We start from the raw sequence: 17,908 nt of genomic DNA on the forward strand, positions 1-17,908 counted from the left end.
TTGCCTGTAGTATGCAATCACTTTGAGCTTAAAGTCTAGATCGTAACGCATAAAAATACCCCAGAAGTTGTGTCCAACTTATGGGGTTCAGCTCATAACAGGTGGTTTTTTTTGCTGATTTTTTCAGGATTGGTGAGTCTGGCTTTCAGAAAACCCTCTTGCAAAGCAAAAATTGCAATTTAATATTATTAGAAAATCATATGAGCACATAACGCAATAATCGGTAATGAGATAATGGTTCTTAATAGGAAAATGACTAATAACTGAAAAAAGCTCACTGGAATTTTGGTTCCCAAGATCAATCCACCCACTTCCGACATATAGATCAACTGAGATACTGACAAGCAAGCGATGACAAACCGAGTTAGTTCTGATTCTATTGAAGAACCGATAATCGCAGGTAAGAACATATCGGCAAAACCCACCATAATGGTTTTTGACATCTCTGCTGCAAAAGGTATATTCAATAATTCTAAGAATGGAATAAACGGCATACCTAAATAATCAAATACAGGGGTTTCTTCTGCAACGATTAAGCCCATCGTCCCGATTGCCATAACGACGGGTAATATTCCGATCCACATATCTAAAATATTCTTTAACCCATCATTTAAGAAAGTAGAAAAGCTTGGACTCTTTTCTGCTTTGTGAACCGCTTTATGTAAGCTGTGGGTAAATAACGTTTTTCCTTCAGGGATGGTTTCATGATCTCTATCACTATTTTCTACTACATACGTATCTTCAATTCTAGATAAAGGTAATAGTCTTGGTACGATTAACGCACAAACAATCCCGCATAAAGCAACCACCCCAATCATATTGAGAAAGTAGGTTTCTAGCTTAACCTGAGAGATGACAACCAAACAGAACGTAATCGAGACTGCTGAAAAGCTGGTCGCAATAACGGCTGCTTCTTTTTTGGTATAAAACCCGCCTTCCAATTGTTTATCAGTTAGTAATACGCCGATAGTACCATCACCCAACCATGATGTCAGACAATCTACAGAGGACCTACCGGGCAAACCAAATAAAGGTCTCATTACTTTACTTAATAACACACCAAAAAACTCTAATAAGCCAAAATCGAGCAGTAGTGGTAGCAACAACCCAGCTAAGAAAAATACAATAAAAAGTATTGGCATTAATTCATATAATATTAAGCCTCCAATATTATCTGAATATATTGCCTCAAGCCCAAATTTAAAATAGGTAACGACAACGAAAAATGCACCAAGCATTCTAATAATAAGCCAAGGTGTTGTGACGTTCAGTAAGTTGTTTAAAAATGCATTATTCAAAATCAATGAAGGCTTCATGATTTTAGTATATAGCGTGCAACACAGTGTAATCATAATGGAGATTACAACAAGCAATGGTAAAACATCACCCATATAACCCTGTATATAATCCTTTAACACAGAGATAGGAATGGTAAATCCTTCTGCATATGATACAAACTTACCATCTACATAGGGGATTGGAAATACGAAAAGTAACAGACCTATTATAGAGGGTATAAAGAATTTTAAAAACTGTCTGGTACTGATACTGCTAACATCTTGACTTGAAGAACTAGATTTAATAATGTCCATATTATTGTTACTCGCAGTCCATTTTTTAACTAACCTAAATAAATATTTGCAATAAATACATTTAGGCTAGATGTTTTAACTCATTTTAAATATTTAATATTAGTAATTCTTTAAAAGGGACTGCGTCACTTTTTCTAAAATTTTAAATATTCTGTTTGAGTCATCTTTTGAATTATTATACAAAGGATTGATTTCTGCCATTTCCCAGCAGCATACTTTCTTATTTTTGATTAACTCTATGTTAAGTTGCATGGCTTGTTCGTATGACAGACCATTCATTGCAGGCGTACCGGTTCCTGGCACATATAAAGGGTCAACGCTATCAACATCAAACGAGACATAAATATGATCACAATATTCCAGCTTCTTGAAGATTTCCTCTACTGTAGAACTGATGCCTTTTTGAGTTATCTCAGCAACACTATATAAAGGGATTTTATGTCTTCTAATTAAATCCATCTCTTCTTCTTGATAATCTCTGACAGCACAAAAGACCACGTTTTCTGGCTTGATAGAGGGTTCATCAGATGCCATAAATTTTAATTTTTCCCAATACTCTTTTTCTTTTTCAGAAAGCTCATTGCGCTGACATTCTAGATTATCAATGGCACACGCCATGGCCAAAGGCATGCCGTGCATGTTGCCTGATCCACTGGTGTAGGGTGAATGAAAGTCAGCATGTGCGTCTATATAGACCACACCAATTTCAGCATCAGGATGCGCCATTTTTAGGCCATGCATCGTTCCTGCACAGCTAGAATGATCTCCAGCTAAGACAATGGGGAATTTATTCTCATTTCTTATATCTTTTATTTTATGTGCTAACTTAGAGATAATCGGTTCAATCACATCAGCATACTTTGCATGCGCAAATTGTGATTCCCCCTCACTGTTGCTATCATCCTCAATACTGTCGAATTGCAATTTTTCAAAATAATCTGCATTAAGCTCTTTTGATGACGCTTTTAATGCATCAATGCCTAGAGAAGCGCCTTTTTTATAGCCTGCAATATCTGAATAAACTTCTACTATTCTTATATTCTTCATTACATCAGTCATGGTTTTATCTCTATCAAATAAAATAATTTTTACATCATTTAAGTTAAATTCATTTTTATATAGTAAAGCTCTTGAAAATTAGCAGGTACATTTAAAAAATAAACATATCCATAACTGTTCAAGAGCCATACTAAATATAGAAAAAATTTAAAAAATAATGTTGGTTTTAAACGTTATAAAAAATGAGAAAGGATTATCATTTTTTGTATTAATTACTGCTATATGAATAGCGATTGTATTAATCACTTACGACATAGCCACAGATTCAGCTTCATTCGTCACTAGGCTATGATTTTTGCTATGGCCTTTCACTACCGAATATAAGTTTTTAGGGTCAGCTTGCTGAGGTATCAGATCTAAAATCTCATACCCGCCCTGCTTTTTGATCAAGTCGCGTAAAAATACTAATGCCGTAAAGTCTTCTGATGCAAAACCAACGCCATCAAACACGACGAGATCATCAGCTGACTTTCGAGCTTGCACTTCACCTTTGAGGATGCGATGAAATTCAGTAACAGGGAAATCGCTTGATAGATTTTGGATCTCCCCCTCAATGCGTGTCTGAGGCTCAAACTCTACAATCACATGATCTGCTCGCATTAATATATTGCTATCCAGCTCTGTCTTACCAGGACAATCACCGCCTATCGCATTAATATAAACACCCTTTGTGATTATATCGTCGCGTAAGATAGTGGCATTGGTTTTGTCAGCCGTACAGGTAGTAATGATCTCTGCACTTAAAACAGCTTCTTCTAACGTGCGACAAACAATGATGTTCAAACCTGAGTCTGCAAGGTTATCAGCTGTTTTCTGTGATGCCGCTGGATCAATATCATACAAACGAACTTCAGAGATACCCATTATGGCTTTCATGCCTAATGCTTGAAATTCAGACTGAGCGCCGTTTCCTATTAGCGCCAGTTTTGTAACGCCTTTTGGCGCACAATGTTTGGCCAACATAGCTGATGTGGCAGCCGTACGCAATGCCGTCAGGATACACATCTCTGTCAGCAAAATAGGATAGCCATTTTCGACGTCAGACAAGATACCCATCGCTGCTACGGTCTGTAGATTGCGTGTGGTATTGATTGGGTGACCATTGACATATTTGCAAGCAAACATCTCTCCATCGCTGACTGGCATCAACTCGATGACACCGTCTTTTGAGTGCGATGCAAAGCGAGAAGATTTCTCAAATTGATCCCAACGAAGATAGTCTTGCTCTAAAGCATCCACTAGATCTGTAATACATTGCTCAACGCCATAATCATGAATCATTTTAGCCATTGCTTGTACACTAACGAATGGCACGCCTTCCTTGGGTGATACGATAAACTTAGACATTAATGCTGTTCCTTTTCATGAATATTGTTTGTTGAACCGACAATTAATATGCTACCAATTATAATTGTCAGTTAAAATGTCAATAACTTACTAAATATGGACGTATTTTTGACATATTGTTAAGTGCTGCTTAGCATAATGTCAAAATTCAATGAAGGAAGCATTTTTATGGCGTATTACACTTATGACTCTTTAGATAGCGAACTGATATCTGAACTGCGACAAGATGGTCGAGCAACCATCTCAAACCTTGCTAAAAAACTCAAAGTTTCTCGTGCCACTGTCCAAAACAGGTTAGACAGACTGATGCATAACGGCGCTATTTTAGGATTTACGATTCGAGTGCATGAGGCACTAGATAAAGAAACCGTCAAAGCGATGATGATGATTGAAGTAACAGGAAAATCTACGTCACAAGTAATCAGGAAATTACGAGGTATCCCGCAACTGATTAAGCTACATACGACCAATGGGGCGTGGGACTTGGTAGGGGAGATACATACTACAAGCTTGAGAGAATTTGATGAAGTACTGCGTCAAGTAAGAGAAATTGATGGCATTCTTAATAGCGAAACAAGTGTTTTGCTTTCGAGTTTGTAAGGTAATTATATTCAGAAAAATATATTCAGCACTGTCGAAGAGGCCAAGCCAAGAGACATGTGCGTAAATATAATGGCATGCTAAAAGAGCATTTCTATCTATTTTTAAAGGAATGTGAATGGCATTTTAACGACAGTAATCCAAAACGTCAATTACATCAGCCAAAACGATGGGTTAAAAAGGAACTGAATAATTTATCTAGGATAGCCCCTAGATAAATTGTTATCTGACATGAGCTGTATCTATTTTATATTGAACTGACTATATTTTACTAAATTTAAGCAATAAAAAACCCTTACAGTCAATGACTGTAAGGGTTCGAATTTGGTGGGCCCAGTAGGACTTGAACCTACGACCAAAGGATTATGAGTCCTCTGCTCTAACCAACTGAGCTATGGGCCCTAACGCTAGACGGACAATGATACCTGATTTTTTGAATTTTTCAAGCAAAAAATGGGCCATTATTAAGATATTTTATATGAAGTGCTATTTTCTATCAAACCTGACCGCCAGCCAGGGTTAAACTGCGACCACCATCAACAGTAATAATCTCACCAGTGAGATAATGGGCCTGCACAAGGTACAGCACACTATGGGCAATTTCATCAGGTCGACCTATGCGCTGCATAGGGATTGAGCCGATGATACTTCGTTGCTGATCATGATCCAATGCTTGGTCGCTATCAGCGTCAGGTAAGATATTGACGCCAGGTGCGACGCCATTGATCCGTACCTCTGGTGCCATCTCAAGTGCTAAAGACTGTACCATCATACGATGAGCCGCTTTTGCCATATTGTAGACAGTATAATTGCTAAACGGCTTATCATGCGCGTGAATGTCCAGTAGGTTAATAATACAACCTTGCTGGTTTTTAAGGTAAGGAAATAGTGCTTGGCTCAATAATAAAGGCGCTTTGGCATTGGTCAAAAATAGCTCGTCCCACTGTGCGTGATTAATACTGCCAAGTGGGCTAGGGTAAAAGCGTGAAGCATTGTGTACCAATACATCGAGCTGGCCAAAGGTCTCTACAATATTTTTGACGAGTGTACTCAAAGCGTTGTTATCATCAACGACGGCTAAATCGGCGATGATAAGCGCTGCGCTATCTGCACGCAGACTATTCAGCTGTGTGGCCAATATTTGGGCTTCTGATTCACTATGATGACAATGAATAATGACTCGGTAGCCTTGGCTGTGAGCGGCTTTAATAATCGCTGCGCCAATACGCTTAGCACTTCCTGTGACGAGCATCACTGGCGCTTTGGCATTGATGTTTTCTGATTGGAGGGCGTTGATGGTTTGATTCATAGCTAAGATACTATCTGCTCTCTAATGTTTTTTATGTGAGTTCTGTACTTGTAAGTGCTCAATTCTAGCCTGCCGCAATGCCGCACCAATGGCTGGGCCCTTGAGGTCTGCTGCTATATCTGTCATGCCGATAGCATGAAAGCTATTTAGCGCTATCATCATCTGACGATGTTGCACTGCCAGTTGTAGGACATGACTGCATACGAGTAATTGCGAGAGTTTATCAGGCTCTTTATGAGCGCCGCAAGTTTGTATAAGGTCGATTTTTTCAGCAGCACTCAGGCTATTTATCTTGCTGAGATTTTCGGCTTGTTGCACGAATAAGTTGGCAAATTGGGTATGTGCTTTTGGTACTTTGGCGATATTACCTATGTTATTGATCGCTTTTAAATTAACTGCTGCATTAGCGTTTTCGTCTGTAGGCTCTGAGGTAAATAAAGATGGATTAAGGCTGCTCATTAGCAGTGCCCAACGCTGTGACAAATTAAGCTGCATTTGCCCTGCAAAATATAGCGCAGTTTGTACGGTCTCTCGTATCTGAGTATCAGCCCAAGCATGATGTAATGGTTCAAAGTACTCCGACAACGCGCCGATTTCGAACAGCTTCTGCCAGTAGACTTGTGGCGATAACTGCATGGTTGCGCGACTCGACTCTTGCCAAATGCGCTCGCTACTTAGATGACTAAGCTCTCCAGAGTCAACCAATTGGCGCATTAGGTTCAAGGTGTCCTCTGCGATACTGAACCCCAAATCGTAGTAACGACCATAGAAACGAGCCGTTCGCAGCACCCGTAGTGGGTCTTCGCTAAATGCACTTGATACATGGCGCAATGTCTTGCTTTTTATATCAGCCAGTCCACCATAATAGTCAATGACATCACCATTGATAGGGGTGTCATCATTTAGGCTGGTGACTTCTATTGCCATGGCATTGATTGTCAAATCGCGACGTTGCAAATCATCTTCTAGGCTTACATCAGGAGTGGCATGTACGCTAAAGCCTTGATAGCCTAACCCTTGCTTTCGTTCCGTACGTGCCAGTGCGTACTCTTCATGACTGCTAGGATGCAAAAACACAGGAAAGTCTGCACCGACTTGCTGGAATCCTGCATCGATCATTTCTGCAACGGTTGCACCAACGACGACAAAGTCTTTGTCTTTGATAGGACGCTTTAGGAGTCGATCGCGAACCGCTCCGCCCACAAGGTATATTTGCATAAAAGCCTCTGTTTATTTAGCAAAATGTCATTGTACTTATCATCGCTGTACTGATTAAAGCACCATTAGCTCAGTTTTCATTGATCAAAAAAAACAGCCAATGCTTTATAAGTCGCATTGACTGGTTTTAGTATAGCAGACGAGTTCTGTCAGTGGATGATAGAACCCGCCTTAATCATATTGCATATGATAGATGACTATTTTTCGCTTTCTAAGTCTTGCGCTTCAGTCACTGTCAGTGCAGTCATATTGACGATACCACGTGCAGTCGCTGATGGTGTCATGATGTGTACTGGCTTATTAGTACCCAATAAGATAGGACCAATAGAAGCACTACCAGTTGCTGTTTTAAGCAAGTTGAAGGCAATGTTCGACGCATCAAGTGTTGGTAAGATGAGCAAGTTCGCTGCACCTTTTAACGGACTTGATGGCATATCGTTTAGACGGATATGCTCATTTAGAGCCGCATCACCTTGCATCTCGCCATCAAACTCAAAGTCTACATTCATATCTGTTAGTATCTGGTATACCTTGCGCATTTTAACAGCGCTGGTACGGTTTGATGCACCAAAGTTAGAATGAGACACTAGCGCGACACGTGGCGTGATACCGAAGCGACGTAATTGGTCAACCGCCAACACTGTCATTTCAGCCAATTGTTCAGCCGTTGGATCTTCGTGGATATAGGTATCCGCGATGAAAATGTTACGATCTTGCATGAGTACCGCATTCATAGCATAGAAATCGTTCATGCCTTCTTTTTTGCCAATGACGCTTTCAACGTATTTTAGGTGCAACTGGTAATGGCCAAACGTACCGCATACCATACCATCTGCCGCACCATTTTCGACCAATAACGAGCCAATCAATGTGGTCTTGCGACGAACGTCACGGCGCGCAAGCTCAATACTGACACCGCGACGTTTGTTTTGCTCGTAGTAGCCCTGCCAGTAGTCTTTATAACGAGGGTCATCATCAACGTTGACGATGGTAATGTTCTCGCCATCTTTTAGACGCAAGCCCAGTTTTTCGATATTGGCTTCAATCACTGAAGGACGACCAACCAAGATAGGCTTCGCTAGTTTCTCATCAACGACTACTTGCACAGCGAGCAAGATATTGTTGTCTTCGCCTTCACAGTAAACAATACGTTTTGGATCAGATTTGGCACGCGTAAAGATTGGTTTCATCACAAACGCAGAGTTATAGACGAACTCAGACAGACGCTGACGATAGGCTTGCATGTCATCGATAGGCAATGTGGCAACGCCTGAATCCATGGCAGCTTGAGCAACGGCAGAAGCAATCTCAATGATTAGATTTGGCTCTAGAGGTCCTGGAATTAAATAGTCACGACCGAAGCTTTGCATTTTTTCGATGTTTCTAACGCTTGCAGTTGGCGTTGCTTCAACGTGTGCCATCGCAGCGATTGCTTTTACACAAGCCACTTTCATCTCTTCGTTGACAGTGGTTGCACCAACATCTAGTGCACCACGGAAGATATAAGGGAAGCATAGTGCGTTGTTTACTTGGTTTGGATAGTCTGAGCGACCTGTTGCCATGATGACGTCTGGACGTACGGCATGTGCCAATTCTGGCATGATTTCAGGTGTTGGGTTGGCAAGTGCAAAGACGATAGGGTCTTTGGCCATACGGCGAACCATGTCTTCAGACAATGTACCAGGCATAGATAAGCCCAAGAACATATCGACATCGTCCATGACTTCTTCGATAGTGGTCGCAGTCGTCTCACGTGCATAGCGCTGTTTGGTTTCGTCAAGATTTTCACGAATGGTGGTGATGATACCGCGTGAATCTGAAACAAAGATATTGTTTTTATTCACACCAAGTGCGCAAATGATGTCTAAACAAGAAATAGCAGCGGCACCGGCACCCGAACAAACCACTTTTATTTCTTCGATTTTTTTGCCAGTAATCAACAACGCGTTGAGCATCGCTGCAGCAACGATGATTGACGTACCATGTTGATCATCATGGAATACTGGAATGTTCATGCGCTTACGTAGTTCACGCTCAATTTTGAAACATTCTGGTGCTTTGATGTCTTCTAGGTTAATACCACCAAAAGTAGGCTCAAGAGAGGCGACTGCTTCGATGAATTTATCTGGATCGTTTTGTGCAATTTCTAGATCAAAAACATCGATACCTGCGAATTTTTTGAATAAAACGCCTTTACCTTCCATGACAGGTTTTGATGCCAATGGACCAATATTACCTAGACCCAGTACCGCAGTACCGTTAGTGATGACGCCTACCAAGTTGCTACGAGCTGTATATTTAGCTGCTAGCGTCGGGTCTCTTTCAATTTCAAGACAAGGAACCGCTACACCAGGTGAGTAGGCAAGCGCTAAATCGCGCTGGTTAGCCAGCTGCTTAATAGGCGTGACTGAGATTTTACCCGGGCGCGGGAATTCATGGTAATGCAAGGCAGCTTGTTCAAACTGCTCTTTTTCTGTCGTAAGGTGATCCGTATTCAAATGGGTATCGTCATTCATAATAATTGCCATGGTTGGAATAAATTGGAATAAAGTAAATGGAGATAAAAAATAACGTTTTACCCTCAAAAAATCATGGAATGATCATAATCTAAGGGTACATTGACATTAAAAACTAATGATTACAGACATAGTAACCAATGATTAAAGACAAGCTTAAAAATGTAATTTAGTAAAACCATCATTCTAGCACTATTGACAATTCACGCCTAGTCAACAGCCGTGAATTGTCGGAACAATATAATAAAATGATATTCATTATTTATCTCATTGATGATGCCAAAAAACAGAGCCAAATACCAACCTTAACTCCATAATGTTTCAAAATATTACAGAATGATAGACTCGGGTATGCCCTCACTTTAAAAGTGGAGATCAAAATGAGATAAATTGCCGTTAAACGAGAAAAATAGCTGGTTAATATCGAGATATTAACCAGCTATTTGACGATGTTTGGCAAAATTTAGCCGTTTTTAGCCCAGTTAGATGGCTATCGTTTGAATTGAGGACATGCCCTAGATTAAGATGAGCAACTAATCGGCTCTTGTGGCGTATGAGGAAGAGGGGGTGCAATATCCAAATCGGTGGCGATATCTTGTACATGATAAGGCTTGGCCAATAACTCAAACACTCGATTGACTTCTTCAAACTGACCCTGCTCTGCCGCTGTGATGGCACGCTGCGCCATACTATTACGCAATATATAAACAGGATTATTACCGGTCATCTCGTTGATGACTTGCTCAAGTGGCAGTTGCTGTATTTGAGCCACATAACGTGTCGACCACGCTTGCCATACTTGTGTTGCCTCATCGTTAAGCTCAGCAGTCATGGTCACCAGTAGCTGCTGCTCATATGGATGAGCGCTTGGTGCGACTAATCCCAGTAGCGCGCGGAAGCTATTGGTATAATCGAGCAAGTTATCTTCTAATAACGTTAACCACTCAAAAGCCAATCTCAGACTATCGGACTCGTGCGGTAACCCAAGTTTACAGCACAATCCTTGCTGATAATGCTGCATAAAGGTCGCCTCATAAGGCGCCAAACAATCGGCTAATGCCTCCCGAGTGACACCCTCTAGACGCATAAAGTGTGGTAACCAAGCATTGAGATTCCAATGACCGATAGCAGGCTGGTTTTGATAAGCGTATCGACCTGTGTGGTCAGAGTGGTTGTTGATCCAAGCAGGGTTGAATCGTTCCATGAAGCCAAAAGGCCCAAAGTCTAAGGTGCTACCCGTAATAGATAAGTTGTCTGTATTCATGACACCATGAGCAAAGCCTATTAATTGCCAGTCAGCGATCATCCGTGCGGTACGCTCAACCACAGCGGTCAAAAATGCCAATACAGGTTTTTCGCTATCGCGGCACTCTGGATAATAAGTGTCGATCATATAATCGGTAAATTCAGCAAGTAAGTCAGGGGCAAAACTAGCGATCCATTCGATATGACCAAGGCGAATATGACTGTCAGCCACACGCATCAATGCCGCGCCAGCCTCGATGCGCTCACGGCGTACTCTCGTATCAGAGACCACAAATCCTAAAGCGTTAGAGGAGGGAATACCCAATTGCGTAAGCGCATGACCACATAAATATTCACGAATAGTACTGCGCAGTACAGCGCGTCCATCGCCCATCCGTGAGTAAGGCGTGAGACCAGCACCTTTGAGATGTAAATCTTGCGGTTGATTATTACTATCGAGTACTTGCGCCATCAATAGGCCACGTCCATCACCCAATTGTCCTGCCCACTGTCCAAACTGGTGACCGGCATACGCCATAGCCAACGGTTGGAACTCGGCTGGCACGTATTGACCACCGAGTATGTCAACCCAACGAGTCATCAAGTCGTCATCTTCTGACCAGCCCAATTGCTGTGCAACTTGTGTGTTGAAATGACCCGCACGTGGATTGTCTAATGCCGTTGGCAGTTGCTCATGATAGAGGCGTGTGTCTAGGTTGACATAGGTGTTTTGATAACGCATGTGAGCCGTTCCCATTTGAATATCAGAGTAAAGGGATTACTATAACATAGCCGTCATATGACATCGTGTCGCTCTGTCCATCTCTTGTAATACTAAAGAAAAAAATCCCCCTATCCATGACGGATAGAGGGAAGGAGAAGCTTTGCAATTATCAAAATAAATCAGCGCTATATTATAGGTAATTAAGCGGCTTTCTTGTTTAATCCAATAGAGCGAAACGCTGTTTTTAGATTGCTATTATGCTCAAGTATTTTTTGCTCAATCTTGGCATAGTCATGCTTTAGCTTATCATCAACTTCGTGCAAGCGATCAGCATATTCTGTCTTTTTCATTTCAATGGTTTGCGCTTTCAGTACTTGCCATTCTTCGACAGTTTGTATAAATGCATCGTATTCAAACTTAATACGATCTTGGAAGCTCTTCATCGCATGAGGAAGATCAAGGCCAGTACTGGCTGCCGTATCAATCTGCTGTTGAGCTGCCTTAAACTGCATTTGTACTTCGGCATGCTTGATAGTAGTGTCATCAACGGTACGTAGCTCACTGGTTAAGCCCAGCTTTGATAGGCCAGCAATCAACCATTTAGTTGGGTCATACTGCCACCATTTTACGCCATTACGATAATCGTATTGGAAGAAGTGATGGTAGTTATGATAACCCTCACCCCACGTAAAGATAGCTAAGAAGAAGTTATCACGAGCAGTATTGGTATCAGTATAAGGACGGCTACCAAACATATGGCATAACGAGTTGATGAAGAAGGTAAAGTGGTGCGTCAGTACCAGACGTAGTAAGCCTACGATGACCAAAGTACCCCAAACATCACCCAATAACCAACCGATCGCGGCGACTGCACCGATGTTCAATGCCGCAACCCATAAACCGTAATATTTATGCTGAATTTGCAGCGTTCTATCTTTGGTTAGGTCAGGGATATTTTTATAGTCAAATTTACCACTAGGATAATTGCGTAGCATCCAGCCCATGTGGCTAAAGAAAAAGCCACGCTTTGCTGAGTACGGGTCTTCTAAGCGATCATCGACATGACGATGATGCGTACGGTGACCAGAAACCCAATCAAACGCTGAACCTTGTACTGCAAAGGTAGAACCTAGCAATAAAAAGTTTTTGACAATCGGGTGTGCTTTATAAGCACGATGCGATAGCAGGCGATGATAACCAGCAGTAATACTGATACCTGTCCATACCATAAAGGCACCAAATACACCCCAAACTGGCGCGCTAACTTCATGAGTCAACAGATACCATGGCGTAATGATAGCAGCAGCAATAGGCGTGGCTACCAATATAGACGCTGGAATCCAATTGATTGGCGCTTTTGTAAACTCAAACTCACGCATATCAATGCTGCTATCTTCAGGAGCATCAATTTGAACGGCAGTGTCAGCATAGTTGCGCTTTGCAACTGGCTGCTCATTAAACGAGTTACTCTCATCAAAACGCGTTTTAAAACGTGTGACTTGAGTGCTGGCAGCTTTCACAAGCGTATCACCAGATTTGATAGCGAAACGTAAGCCTTTCAGCGGTAAGCCAAGTGCTTTTTTTGCGATCATATAATATCCCTAACGGTATTAATTTAAGTCTCTATAGTACCTTAAAAACCTAACAAAGTGAACACTTATACACTATAAAAATATTGCTAAATAACAACAACTTGTATGGCTTATAGAATGTATTTGTAGAAATAACCTGTGACTTATCAGGCATTAAGGAGAAGTGTAAGTAAGACTAAATATATGTAGGTTTTTTGAATGAATGAAATGAGAAATAGATTTATGAATTCAATAACAAATGGCTTGGAAAGTCAGTAATGATGACATCGGTTTGCCATTTGACTAGCTGTTCAATTATATCTGTGTCATTGACTGTCCAAGCACTTACAGGCAAGCCGTAACGGTGACTACGTTCAATGATAGACTGGTTGATTAAAGGATAATAAATACCCAATTGGCTACAGCCAAGTTGCAGCGCAGTATTGGTTGCGGTTGTTAGCGCTTTAGGTGTTTCAATTAATAGGCCACGCGGTATATGCATCAATAGCTTACTGCGTTGCAGTCGAGCATGCAATTCCATATCAAAACTGGTTAGTGCAATAGGAAGATTGGCAAATGGGCTATCAATTAAACTATGTGTCAAAGCTCTCATTAACTTGGGGTAATCGGTGCGGCTGTGGGTCTTAATCTCAAGCTCAATGTGCGTAAAGTTACTCAGCAAAGACGCTATGCTGGCTAATGGAATTATTTGATGTTCAAACTGTCGTTGGCGCTGAATCTCTACCATACTCAACTGATCAATGCGTGACTGTTGACGACACATCCGTGCCAAGTCATCATCGTGAAACACGATTAAATAACCATCAGCGCTCAGTTGCACGTCAAACTCGACCCCTGTTAAACCATGAGCATTTAGACGTTGAGCATGCTGAAATCCCATAAAAGTGTTTTCTAATGCTTCGCCACGAGCGCCTCGATGACCGAGTAAGCGGGTGTTCTTTATATTTATCATTATTTATATGATCAGCTGTTTTTATGAGCAATGATATCGCCTCATATAAGCAGCGTCTAATAAAATTTGTAAAACAGACAATTGGTAGGTTTTTTCTCTTTTGTTTACCAGCGATAATAATTTAAAAAAGCACTTATATTGAGTTCATGGGCATCTATTTGTTATGTTTTTGCAACCAAGTGTAGGTTTTACCCATTATGTGGGGCGTTATTTGTATATCCATGGGCTACACTAATGACCATTTCCTCCAAACACCGTATAATAATCTGGTTTTCAGACCTATGGCAGCTAGAGTTGCGGTTTGAACATCAATCACTGTCCTTCAGTGGCGGTACGAATTAGTAAATTGGGAGCAGAATCAATATGAGCGTAGCAAATAAGAGTTTAAGCAAGTGGCAGAAAGTCGCTGGAATCGGTATCGTATGTAGTTTGGCGCTTGCAGGCTGTGATCGCTCAGAGAAAGAAGACAGCACTGAGGCCGCAGAGCTCACAGAACAAGATTCAACCGCTACTGAAAACACATCAGCCACTGCCGTTAGCTGTGATGATCCAATGGTACAAGATCGTCTCAAATCGGCTCTAAAGAATACGCTCAATCAGCAAGCGCAAACGCTGGCTGCCAACTACGCAAACGATGCTCAGATCAATCTTGCTAGCGGTGCCATCACGGACAAAATGAACGGTATTGTGATTGATGTACAGAATGCAGCAGTATTACAACAAGCCAATGCAAATGGTATGACGACTTGTCAGGCAAGCGTTAGCATGACGCTACCAAGTGCTGATTTGTATCAAGCTAGTCAAGTACAAGCGGCCAATAATCAGCCAAGCTTGCAGTCACGTTTAGCACAAAACAATATTCGTATTAATAACAACATGCTCGTTGATGACGCTTTCACTTATGTCGTAGGCACTCAAGGTGGCCAGGTACGTACACGTATCGCCGGACAACCAGCATTAATGACTATCGTTGCTGATGTAATGGCAGGCTCTGTGTTCCAGTCAGCAGTGGAAAGCCAACGCGCCCAACGTGCTGCTACTCAGGAAAACAACAGTCAGCCAGCACAGATTCGTGAGCCTAGAGCAGTCACGCCCGTTGAGCCGACTCGTCCTGCTGAGCCTGCGACGCCGCCAACCATCAATAAGCCAGCAGAAAGTCAGAGCAGTCCAGCAGCGAACAATCAAACGGCGTCGTCTGAGCCTAAAACGCCAGCAAAACCAAAAGAAGTACCTAAAGATGAATCTATTGATATGATAATCATCGAAGATAGCACGGCCACTTACTAAGCTATTTACTAATTAGTCAGTCAGCTCAAAAAAATGATTAGATGATAAATACAAAAAAGCCCGCAGCGTTAAGGTTGCGGGCTTTTCTTTATATTTTAATAATCACATACCGCTATTTTTTATCAGCGAAATCTTTTAATACCTGACTGTCCCATAGTACTTCAGAGACTTGCTTGGGGTCGGTGCAAAAACGAGCAGCGACAAACAACCAGTCAGATAAACGATTGATAAAGCTTACTGCGGTGCGGCGAATGGCTTCTGGACGTTGTTGCTGTAATAGTACAGCTTGACGCTCAGCACGGCGACACACACTACGCGCGACATGTAATTGGCTAACCAATACGGAACCTGTCGGTAAGATAAAATCTTTTAGCGGTGGCAAGGTGGTATTCATAGCATCGATCTGTTGCTCTAACCATTCAATATGAGTGGCACTGACCCCTTCATATTCTGGCATGGCAAGTTCACCACCGATATTGAATAGTAAGTGCTGAATAATGATTAAGCCTTCAGAAAACTCCTTTGCGATAGATTGGCCTTTATTGCGTTGTAACTGGGCGCGCACCAGACCAATGTGTGAGTTAAGCTCGTCAATATCACCCATGACGTTGAATATGTCGTCAGCTTTACTGAGACGGCTACCATCTGCCATACCTGTGCTGCCGTCATCTCCAGTACGTGTGTATATTTTGCTCAAGCGATTGCCCATATCTAAATCCTTAATCATTTTTGTGATGGAATAGTGTTAGTTGCGCGCCCATTGTAGTATTTTATGGCTGTTTTCGCTAAGATAATGGGTTAAGTTTTATATCACGGTCGTTATATTTATGACGACAGTGGTTTATATTGCCTGTTAATCAAACGCAGGCAATGTTTTTACTTTTTATTTAATCAATTTTATTTATATTAAAAGGCTTTTTTACTATGACCACACCACTTGCCGATGCGATGTCTCAGCTTGCGATTTATGACTCATTGACTGGCGGAAAACGCCAGTTCGTACCACTCAAAGCAGGGCAAGTAGGCATGTATGTGTGCGGTATGACCGTTTATGATTATTGTCACATTGGTCATGCGCGGGTGATGGTCGGCTTTGATATGGCTGTCCGCTGGCTAGCACAGTTGGGTTATAACGTTAATTATGTGCGTAATATTACGGATATCGATGACAAAATTATCGCGCGTGCTAGCGAAAATGGGGAAGAGATTGGTACGCTGACGCAGCGTTTTATCGAAGCCATGCATGAAGATGCGACGGCGCTTGGTTGCCAGATGCCAGACGCTGAACCACGTGCGACGGATCATATTGATGAGATGCAGCAAATGATTGGAACGCTAGTCACAGGCGACTATGCGTACGCTGGCGACAATGGTGATGTTTACTACGCTGTCGATAGCTTTGCCGATTATGGCAAATTATCCAAGCGCAACCTCGATGATATGCAGGCGGGCTCACGCGTCGATGTCGAAAATGACAAGCGCAATCCGTTTGATTTTGTACTATGGAAATCCGCAAAGCCTAATGAGCCGCAGTGGGCGTCACCATGGGGACAAGGACGACCAGGCTGGCATATTGAATGCTCTGCGATGTCGACTAAATGCCTAGGTAGCACCTTTGATATTCATGGCGGTGGTCACGACTTACAGTTCCCGCATCACGAAAACGAAATTGCTCAGTCTGAAGCTGCAACTGGCTGCGAGTATGCACGCAACTGGATGCACGTTGGATTTATTAACGTCGATGGCGAAAAAATGTCCAAGTCATTGGGTAACTTTTTTACCATTCGCGATGTAATGGTAAAGTACCTACCTGAGACAGTACGGTTTTTCTTACTATCAAGTCATTATCGCAGCCAAGTCAATTTCTCGGACAGTGCATTAGACGAAGCACATAATAGCCTAAGCAGGCTCTATAACGTTCTAAAATTGGCAGAACAGTTAAAGGGTGAGATGCTCATAATTGATGAAGCGTTGACTACTGAAGCCTACAGTAGTGAAGCTGGGCAAGATTTTATCAAAGCGATGAATGATGATTTTAATAGCTCAACCGCAATTAGTGTCTTGTTTGGGCTGGCACGTGACATCACCAAAGCCATTAAAGCTGAAGAGATAGACACCGCATGGCAGTCAGCTCAGCAATTAAAGGCATTGGCGCAAGTGCTTAATATCTTGCAGCAACCAGTACAGCAGTTCTTGCAAGCTGTGATTGGTGAACAGGCAGATGATGGTTTAACGGATGCTGTTATTGATAATTTAATCATTGAACGTGCAGAGTCTAAAGCCAACAAAAACTTTGCCCGTGCTGATGAGATACGTGAACAATTAAAAAACGCTGGTATTGAGCTCGAAGACAGCCGTGCTGGTACGACATGGCGCCGCGCTTAAGGTAATTCTGTTACAGAATACCCATACAGATAGTCACAAACTAAGTCAGCTTTACGCTGGCTTTTTTTGTAGACTTAACAAA

General features: G+C 41.9%; 13 protein-coding genes, 1 tRNA gene and 1 pseudogene. 4 read left to right on the forward strand and 11 right to left on the reverse strand.

Annotated features, from left to right (window positions below):
• Positions 1-188 precede the first annotated feature (188 nt).
• From DFP82_RS10645 to DFP82_RS10655, 3 genes are all read right to left on the reverse strand, one after another.
• A complete protein-coding gene (locus DFP82_RS10645) occupies positions 189-1,592 on the reverse strand; it encodes a YjiH family protein (RefSeq protein WP_110923717.1) in 1,404 nt (467 codons plus the stop codon).
• Between the two features lie 99 nt (positions 1,593-1,691).
• Positions 1,692-2,651: an arginase gene (locus tag DFP82_RS10650; RefSeq protein WP_110923718.1), complete on the reverse strand. Its 960-nt coding sequence runs from the start codon at positions 2,649-2,651 to the stop codon at positions 1,692-1,694.
• Positions 2,652-2,897: 246 nt separating this feature from the next.
• Positions 2,898-3,998, reverse strand: a complete 1,101-nt coding sequence (locus tag DFP82_RS10655) for an ornithine cyclodeaminase (protein WP_110923719.1) — start codon at positions 3,996-3,998, stop codon at positions 2,898-2,900.
• 168 nt (positions 3,999-4,166) lie between these two features.
• On the opposite strand from DFP82_RS10655, the gene DFP82_RS10660 reads away from it, so the two are divergent.
• Both DFP82_RS10660 and DFP82_RS14830 read left to right on the forward strand, forming a co-directional pair.
• Complete coding sequence (locus tag DFP82_RS10660) at positions 4,167-4,598, forward strand: Lrp/AsnC family transcriptional regulator (protein ID WP_110923720.1); 432 nt, start codon at positions 4,167-4,169, stop codon at positions 4,596-4,598.
• 44 nt (positions 4,599-4,642) lie between these two features.
• Positions 4,643-4,816: pseudogene (locus DFP82_RS14830) on the forward strand (IS1595 family transposase); the annotation flags it as partial.
• Between the two features lie 107 nt (positions 4,817-4,923).
• On the opposite strand, the gene DFP82_RS10670 reads toward DFP82_RS14830, so the two are convergent.
• The 7 genes from DFP82_RS10670 to DFP82_RS10700 all read right to left on the reverse strand — a co-directional run bounded on the left by DFP82_RS10670 (position 4,924) and on the right by DFP82_RS10700 (position 14,154).
• A tRNA-Ile gene (locus DFP82_RS10670) sits at positions 4,924-5,000 on the reverse strand.
• A gap of 94 nt (positions 5,001-5,094) precedes the next feature.
• Positions 5,095-5,907: a pteridine reductase gene (locus DFP82_RS10675; protein WP_110923721.1), complete on the reverse strand. Its 813-nt coding sequence runs from the start codon at positions 5,905-5,907 to the stop codon at positions 5,095-5,097.
• A 21-nt stretch (positions 5,908-5,928) separates the two neighbouring features.
• A complete protein-coding gene (locus DFP82_RS10680) occupies positions 5,929-7,125 on the reverse strand; it encodes a tRNA nucleotidyltransferase/poly(A) polymerase-related protein (RefSeq protein ID WP_110923722.1) in 1,197 nt (398 codons plus the stop codon).
• A gap of 197 nt (positions 7,126-7,322) precedes the next feature.
• Positions 7,323-9,641, reverse strand: coding sequence for an NADP-dependent malic enzyme (locus DFP82_RS10685; RefSeq protein ID WP_110923723.1), 2,319 nt, complete (start codon positions 9,639-9,641; stop codon positions 7,323-7,325).
• 520 nt (positions 9,642-10,161) lie between these two features.
• A complete protein-coding gene (locus tag DFP82_RS10690; RefSeq protein WP_110923724.1) occupies positions 10,162-11,628 on the reverse strand; it encodes a protein adenylyltransferase SelO in 1,467 nt (488 codons plus the stop codon).
• Positions 11,629-11,810: 182 nt separating this feature from the next.
• Complete coding sequence (locus tag DFP82_RS10695; protein ID WP_181416307.1) at positions 11,811-12,989, reverse strand: acyl-CoA desaturase; 1,179 nt, start codon at positions 12,987-12,989, stop codon at positions 11,811-11,813.
• A 433-nt stretch (positions 12,990-13,422) separates the two neighbouring features.
• A complete protein-coding gene (locus DFP82_RS10700; RefSeq protein WP_110923726.1) occupies positions 13,423-14,154 on the reverse strand; it encodes a glycerophosphodiester phosphodiesterase in 732 nt (243 codons plus the stop codon).
• 363 nt (positions 14,155-14,517) lie between these two features.
• Here DFP82_RS10700 and DFP82_RS10705 point away from each other — a divergent pair, with 363 nt between their 5' ends.
• Positions 14,518-15,441, forward strand: a complete 924-nt coding sequence (locus DFP82_RS10705) for a hypothetical protein (RefSeq protein ID WP_110923727.1) — start codon at positions 14,518-14,520, stop codon at positions 15,439-15,441.
• A gap of 112 nt (positions 15,442-15,553) precedes the next feature.
• On the opposite strand, the gene DFP82_RS10710 is transcribed toward DFP82_RS10705, so the two are convergent.
• Positions 15,554-16,150 (reverse strand): cob(I)yrinic acid a,c-diamide adenosyltransferase, encoded by a 597-nt coding sequence (locus DFP82_RS10710; RefSeq protein WP_110923728.1) that lies wholly within the window; start codon positions 16,148-16,150, stop codon positions 15,554-15,556.
• A 215-nt stretch (positions 16,151-16,365) separates the two neighbouring features.
• Here DFP82_RS10710 and cysS point away from each other — a divergent pair, with 215 nt between their 5' ends.
• Positions 16,366-17,826, forward strand: a complete 1,461-nt coding sequence (gene cysS, locus DFP82_RS10715; RefSeq protein WP_110923729.1) for a cysteine--tRNA ligase — start codon at positions 16,366-16,368, stop codon at positions 17,824-17,826.
• Positions 17,827-17,908 lie beyond the last annotated feature (82 nt).

Source organism: Psychrobacter fozii (assembly GCF_003217155.1).
GTDB lineage: Bacteria > Pseudomonadota > Gammaproteobacteria > Pseudomonadales > Moraxellaceae > Psychrobacter > Psychrobacter fozii.